Below are 5,382 nucleotides of genomic sequence, written 5' to 3' on the forward strand. Positions count from 1 at the left end.
CGCGCCGACCTGGTCCTGGCCGTCGCGCACGGCACCTGCCACCGGGACCTCGCCGCCCGCACCGCCCGCACCGTCCGCGCCGCCCGCACCGGAGACACCGTGACGCCGTCGCGCGCCCGGGCGCCAACCCGCCCTCGGCGGCCGAACTCGCGGCCGCCCTGACGGACTGACCGGAGCCCTGCCGGCACGTCGGCGCGGTGTGCACCCGGTCCGTTCCCGCTGGGTCAACGCCGCTGCTCGACGGGGGCGAGGTTCTTCCCGTACCAGATCTGGGCGTACGGCCCGCTGCTGTAGGCGGGGATCTCGCGGTACCCGTTCCGCAGGTAGAGCGCGCGGGCCTCGACCAGGTCGAGGCGGGTGTCGAGGACGATCCGCTCCGCCCCCAGGGAGCGGGCGGCCCGGTCGACGGCGGCCAGCAGCACGGCGCCGCCGCCGGTGCCGCGCAGGCCGGGGCGGACGAAGACCCGGGTGAGTTCGACGGTGGCGGCGTCGAGTCGCCGCAGGCCGGCGCAGGAGTGGGCGGCGCCGTCGTGGCGGCCGATCAGGAAGAGGCCGTCCGGGGCGGCGAGGTCGTCGCTGGGGGAGTCGGCCAGGCCGGACTCCAGCTCCTCGGGGGTGCCCTCCCGGTCGAAGTGCAGGCGGTAGTAGCGGTTGGCCACGTCGTAGTAGTACTCGCGCAGCAGGTCCAGGGCCTCGGGGGCGGTCACGTCGGCCGTGGCGACGGCCCAGAGGTCGGAGCGGCGGGGCGCGGTGTTCGTCATGCGCGCATGATCCAGTTCGGGGGTCGTTGCCGCAATCGGTTTTCCCGGCGGCTCCGGCCCGGCCCGCTCCGGCCATCGGGTCGCCCGGTCGCCCGGTCGCCCGGTCAGCGGTCACCCGGTCGCCCCGCCACCCGGGCAAAGGAAGGGCAAGGGCCCGGTGCGTCGTTGCCCCGCGTGGGTGACGAGGGGATTGGCGGTGGTGCACGGCGGGGGAGCAGTGCACCCATGAACCGACCATCAGTTTGTCGTAATAATGGGGGTTTGAAGGGGCGTCAGCACCGCCGGGGCGGTGTGCGGACCGGCCTGCTGGCCGCCGTCTGCCTCTCCGCCGTCCTCGCCGGCTGCGCCGCTCCGGCCGCTCCCGCCGGGCCGAAGGCCGCCCCGGCCCCCGAGGCGAACGCGGCCCCCGAGGCGAACGCGGCGCCCGCCGCCGAGGGCGCCGACCAGGCCGGCGCCCCACCCCTGGCGGCGGAGGCGAACAGCGCGGAGGCCGTGGCCCGTCTGGAGGCGGCCGCCCAGCACTGGGGCCTGGAGCACCCGCCGCTGAAGGCCCCGCCGCGCCCGGCGACCAAGCCCGAGCTCACCCCGGTGCAGGGCGTCAAGCTCGCGGACGGCCGCCCGCCCGTCGTCTTCCGGGTGCCGACCGACGACAAGGTGGTCTTCCTGACCGTCGACGACGGTGCCGAGAAGGACCCCGAGTTCTCCCGGATGGCCGCGGACCTGGGCATCCCGCTCAGCACCTACGTCTCCGACTACCTCGCCCGCGAGAACTACGGCTACTTCCGCGACCTGCACACCCAGGGCGTGGAGATCAACAACCACACGATCAACCACCGCAACCTGAAGGTGCTGGACTACGAGACCCAGCGCGAGGAGATCTGCACCCAGCAGGACCAGCTGGAGAAGCAGATCGGCGTCCGCCCCCGGCTGTTCCGGCCGCCGTACGGCGAGTACAACGACGACACCCTGCGCGCGGCGGCCTCCTGCGGGGTGGAGGCGGTGCCGATGTGGAACGAGGAGGCCTTCCCGGACCACATGGAGTGGCGCTACGACGACCGGAAGTTGCACTCGGGCGACATCATCCTGACCCACTTCCGGGGCACCGACATCTGGAACGCCTCGATGCCGGACCTGCTGCGCAAGGTCGTCGACGAGGTCACCGCGCAGGGCTTCGCGCTGGCCCGGCTGGACGACTACCTGTAGCGGCGGTCGGGAGCGGCCGTCCGACCGCGGCCGCCTCGGGCCGGGCGGCTCAGCCGAGCGAGAGGGCGTCCAGGTACACCCAGGCGCCCTCGTGCCGCACGAAGCGGCTGTTCTCGGTGAGCACGCCCTCCTCGCCGCCCTCGGTCCAGTGCGCCCGGAAGGCGACGGTGCCCGCCGCGTGGAAGGCGCCGCCCTCGGTGGTGGCGACCACCTCCAGCCCGGTCCAGCGCAGCCCCGGGTCGAAGTCGACCTCGGCGGGTCGGGTGTCCGGGTGCCAGGTGCGCAGCAGGTACGCCTCGTCCTGCGCGGCGAAGGCGCTGAACCGGGAGCGCATCAGGGACTCGGCGGTGGTGGCCGCCGCCTGGCCCCGGTGCAGCCGGCCGCAGCAGTCGCCGTAGGCGGCGGGCAGGCCGCACGGGCAGGGGGACGAGGGCAGCAGCCGGGGCGCGGCGGCGCGGGGCGCGGAACGACGTCGGGACATGCCGCCATTCTCCCCCACTCGTCCGGCGGCTCCCCGGCCGCCCCGTGCGGGCCCGCCCCGGAAACACCGGGGGCGGGCCCGTCCCCAGGTACCCGCCTTCAGGAGGACGCGGCGCCGAACCAGGTGCGCAGCGCCCGGGCCAGCCCCTCCCGGTCCGCCCCGTCGGGGCCGGTCGCCCAGGCGACGTAGCCGTCCGGGCGCAGCAGCAGGGCGCCGGCCGGTGGCTGCGGGCAGTCGGCCGTGACGAGGTCGACCCGGTTCTTCCAGTCCGCCGCCGGGTCCGTGAGGCCGAGTCGGCCGCCGGTGAGATCGACGATCAACGGGCGTGCGGTGCGGGCGAGTTCGGCGATCCGGACGGGACCGTCCGGGGTGGTCGCCGCGAGCTCCGGCACGAACCGACCGGCCAGCGGATGCGGGCAGCCGACGTCGTAGCGGACGTCGCTGCCCGCCATCAGCGCGGCGATCCGGCCGAGGTTGTCCGGGTGCGCCAGCAGCTCGTCGAACAGGGCGCGCACCGCGGTGGTCCCGGGGCCGGGGGCCATCAGGGCGGTCTGGGCCTGGGAGTGCATGAACACCCGCTCGCCGACCGGGCGGCGCTCGTTCTGGTAGCTGTCCAGCAGGCCGGGCGGGGCCCAGCCGTGCAGGTCGGCGGCGAGTTTCCAGCCGAGGTTGGCGGCGTCCTGGAGGCCGAGGTTGGCGGCGTCCTGGAGGCCGAGGTTGAGGCCCGGGCCGCCGGTCGCGGCGTGCACGTGGGCGGCGTCGCCGACCAGCAGGACGCGGCCGTCGCGGTAGCGCTCGGCGAGCCGGGTGTTGTGGCCGACGGTGCGGCGCGGGGTGAACGGTCCGGCGGTACGGGCCGGGACGAGCGGCAGATCGGCGCCGGTCACCCGGCGGACGCTGGCGCGCAGCTCGTCCAGGGTGAGCGGGGTCCGCTGGTCCACCGGCGGGCCGCCCCACTCCATCGTGGCGATCATGACGGCGTCCGGGCCGAACGGGGAGATGACGAACACGCCGTGGTCGGTGCGGGTGTGGGTGTAGACGCGGAACGGGGTCGGGCAGCCGGGCAGCAGGACGTCGCCGCTGTCGGTGGTGCGCAGCCCCTCGGGCGGCAGCACGTGCGCGACGCGGGAGACCGGGTCGGGCGAGGTGACGCCGGGGAAGCCGATCCCGGCGAGTTTGCGGACGGTGCTGCGGCCGCCGTCCGCGCCGACCAGGTAGCGGGCGCGCAGCTGTTCGGCGCCGTCGGGCCCGTGGACGTCGACGGTCACCCCGGTCGGGTCCTGGCGGAGGCCGGTGACCTCGCGGTCGCGGCGCACGGTGACGCCCAGGTCGAGGAGGCGCTCCTCCAGCACCTCCTCGATCCGGTGCTGGGGTACGGGCACCGCGTGCAGCGGGTTCCGGTCGAGCCGGTGCAGCTCCAGCGGGAAGGCGCCGAACACGAAGCGCGGCACGGGCCGCGGCGCGCCCGGGACGCCGCTGAGGGGCTGGTACAGGCCGCGGTGGTCGAGCAGTCGGAGCACCTGGCCGACCAGCCCGTTGGCCTTCTGCTCGCCCGAGCGCGCGGGCAGCCGGTCCAGGACCACCGGCCGGACTCCGGCCAGCGCCAGTTCGCCGGCCAGGAACAGCCCGACCGGGCCGGCGCCGACGATGACGACATCGCTGTTCATCTCAAGTCCCCGTTCATGTCGAATTCCCCCTCGGTTGCGGTGGGTTCACCGTGACGACGGATCGGGCAGCCCGGCCGCCAGTTGGCGCAGTGCCTCGGTGAGCAGCGGCTGGAACGGCACCACCGGGTCGGCGGCCAGGTAGTGCTCGTTGGCGGCCTGCAACGCGGAGAGCGCGGCCGAGGCGACCAGGTTCGGATAGAGGTCCCGGTCGGCGTCGGTCCCGGTCCGGGCGGCCACCGCCGCCGCCAGTTCGCTCCGGACCCCGGCGCTGTCGCGGAGCAGCTCGGCCTGGAGCGCCGGTTCGCGCAGCAGCCGCCGTACGGCGGCGGTCCAGCGCGGGTCGGGGCCCTCGGGTGCGCCGACGTACGGTGCGACGAGGGAGCGGGTCAGCGCCTCCCACAGCGGCTCCTCGGCGGGGCGGGCCCGCAGTGCCCCGGCGGCCTGGAGGACCCGGTCGCGGTGCCGGGAGACGATCGCCTCGGCCTTGCTGGAGAAGTAGTTGTTGTAGGTGCGCGGGGACACCCCGGCCGCGGCCGCGATGTCCTCCACCCGGACGTTCTCCAGCCCCCGCTCCACCGCGAGCCGCAGTGCGGCCCAGCTCAGTGCCTCCCGCGTGGCGGCCTTCTTCCGTTCCCGCAGGCCGGGCTCGTCCTTCGTCATGGTCACCACTGTCCCGCGAAAGGTGCGTGACGCGCAATAGTGCGTGGCGCGCAAGTTTTTCCCGGCCGCGCGGGCTGTGGCGAGCCGCCCGCCACCTGCGGTTTGTCGCTGGTAGTAGTTGCCTGGTCGCGGAGCGATCCCCGTCGGGAGCCCGACCCCGCAGGCTTTCCGGCGGGACGACTCGACAGGACTGGAGGAGCGGTCATGGGTGGCAGACAGCGTCCGCCGAGAGCGCGGACGCCTCGTCAGGGCAGGCCCGCCGGCGTCGGCGCCCGGGTGAACTCCCGGGCGGAGTTCGCCCGCATCGAGGGGTTCCTGGCCTGGGAGGCGGAGGTCGCGGCGGCCGAGCGGGACGCCCGCGCGTTCGCCGCGCAGTTCCCGTGGCTGCCGGCGGCGGAGCGGGAGAGCCTCGAACAGGCCTATGCCGCCGACCGGTTGCGCTACGCCGAGGAGGTCGTCGACCGCGCGGTCGAGCGCTGCCGCCGGCTGGCCGCCCGGTACCGCGTCGAGTGCCGCCGGATCTGCGCCCGCTGGGCGGCGCTCTGCCTCTCCGTCACCGTGACGGCGGCGCTGTTCGCCGTGGTCCCGGCCGTCCTGCGCGGCTGAGCGG

General features: G+C 75.3%; 6 protein-coding genes. 2 read left to right on the forward strand and 4 right to left on the reverse strand.

Going from position 1 to position 5,382, the window contains the following annotated elements; all coding sequences use genetic code 11:
• Nucleotides 1-224: 224 nt before the first annotated feature.
• Nucleotides 225-761: a GNAT family N-acetyltransferase gene (locus ACFU6K_RS30375; protein ID WP_380668408.1), complete on the reverse strand. Its 537-nt coding sequence runs from the start codon at nt 759-761 to the stop codon at nt 225-227.
• 261 nt (nt 762-1,022) lie between these two features.
• Between ACFU6K_RS30375 and ACFU6K_RS30380 the strand changes: the two genes are divergently transcribed.
• A complete protein-coding gene (locus ACFU6K_RS30380; RefSeq protein WP_380668410.1) occupies nt 1,023-1,964 on the forward strand; it encodes a polysaccharide deacetylase family protein in 942 nt (313 codons plus the stop codon).
• A 49-nt stretch (nt 1,965-2,013) separates the two neighbouring features.
• On the opposite strand, the gene ACFU6K_RS30385 is transcribed toward ACFU6K_RS30380, so the two are convergent.
• The 3 genes from ACFU6K_RS30385 to ACFU6K_RS30395 all read right to left on the reverse strand — a co-directional run bounded on the left by ACFU6K_RS30385 (nt 2,014) and on the right by ACFU6K_RS30395 (nt 4,772).
• Nucleotides 2,014-2,445 carry a YchJ family protein gene (locus tag ACFU6K_RS30385; protein WP_380668412.1) on the reverse strand — a complete coding sequence of 144 codons (432 nt, stop codon included), beginning with the start codon at nt 2,443-2,445 and terminating at the stop codon, nt 2,014-2,016.
• Nucleotides 2,446-2,543: 98 nt separating this feature from the next.
• A complete protein-coding gene (locus tag ACFU6K_RS30390) occupies nt 2,544-4,112 on the reverse strand; it encodes an FAD-dependent monooxygenase (protein ID WP_380668414.1) in 1,569 nt (522 codons plus the stop codon).
• A 45-nt stretch (nt 4,113-4,157) separates the two neighbouring features.
• Complete coding sequence (locus ACFU6K_RS30395; RefSeq protein ID WP_380668416.1) at nt 4,158-4,772, reverse strand: TetR family transcriptional regulator; 615 nt, start codon at nt 4,770-4,772, stop codon at nt 4,158-4,160.
• Between the two features lie 204 nt (nt 4,773-4,976).
• Here ACFU6K_RS30395 and ACFU6K_RS30400 point away from each other — a divergent pair, with 204 nt between their 5' ends.
• A complete protein-coding gene (locus ACFU6K_RS30400; RefSeq protein WP_143204590.1) occupies nt 4,977-5,378 on the forward strand; it encodes a cytochrome C oxidase subunit I in 402 nt (133 codons plus the stop codon).
• Nucleotides 5,379-5,382: the final 4 nt, after the last annotated feature.

Source organism: Kitasatospora sp. NPDC057512 (assembly GCF_042802135.1).
GTDB lineage: Bacteria > Actinomycetota > Actinomycetes > Streptomycetales > Streptomycetaceae > Kitasatospora.

Coding starts and splice junctions, on each gene's coding strand:
- ACFU6K_RS30385 (WP_380668412.1), bottom strand. CDS start 2,445: ATGTCCCGACGTCGTTCCGCGCCCCGCGCCGCCGCGCCCCGGCTGCTG.
- ACFU6K_RS30390 (WP_380668414.1), bottom strand. CDS start 4,112: ATGAACAGCGATGTCGTCATCGTCGGCGCCGGCCCGGTCGGGCTGTTC.
- ACFU6K_RS30395 (WP_380668416.1), bottom strand. CDS start 4,772: ATGACGAAGGACGAGCCCGGCCTGCGGGAACGGAAGAAGGCCGCCACG.
- ACFU6K_RS30375 (WP_380668408.1), bottom strand. CDS start 761: ATGACGAACACCGCGCCCCGCCGCTCCGACCTCTGGGCCGTCGCCACG.
- ACFU6K_RS30400 (WP_143204590.1), top strand. CDS start 4,977: ATGGGTGGCAGACAGCGTCCGCCGAGAGCGCGGACGCCTCGTCAGGGC.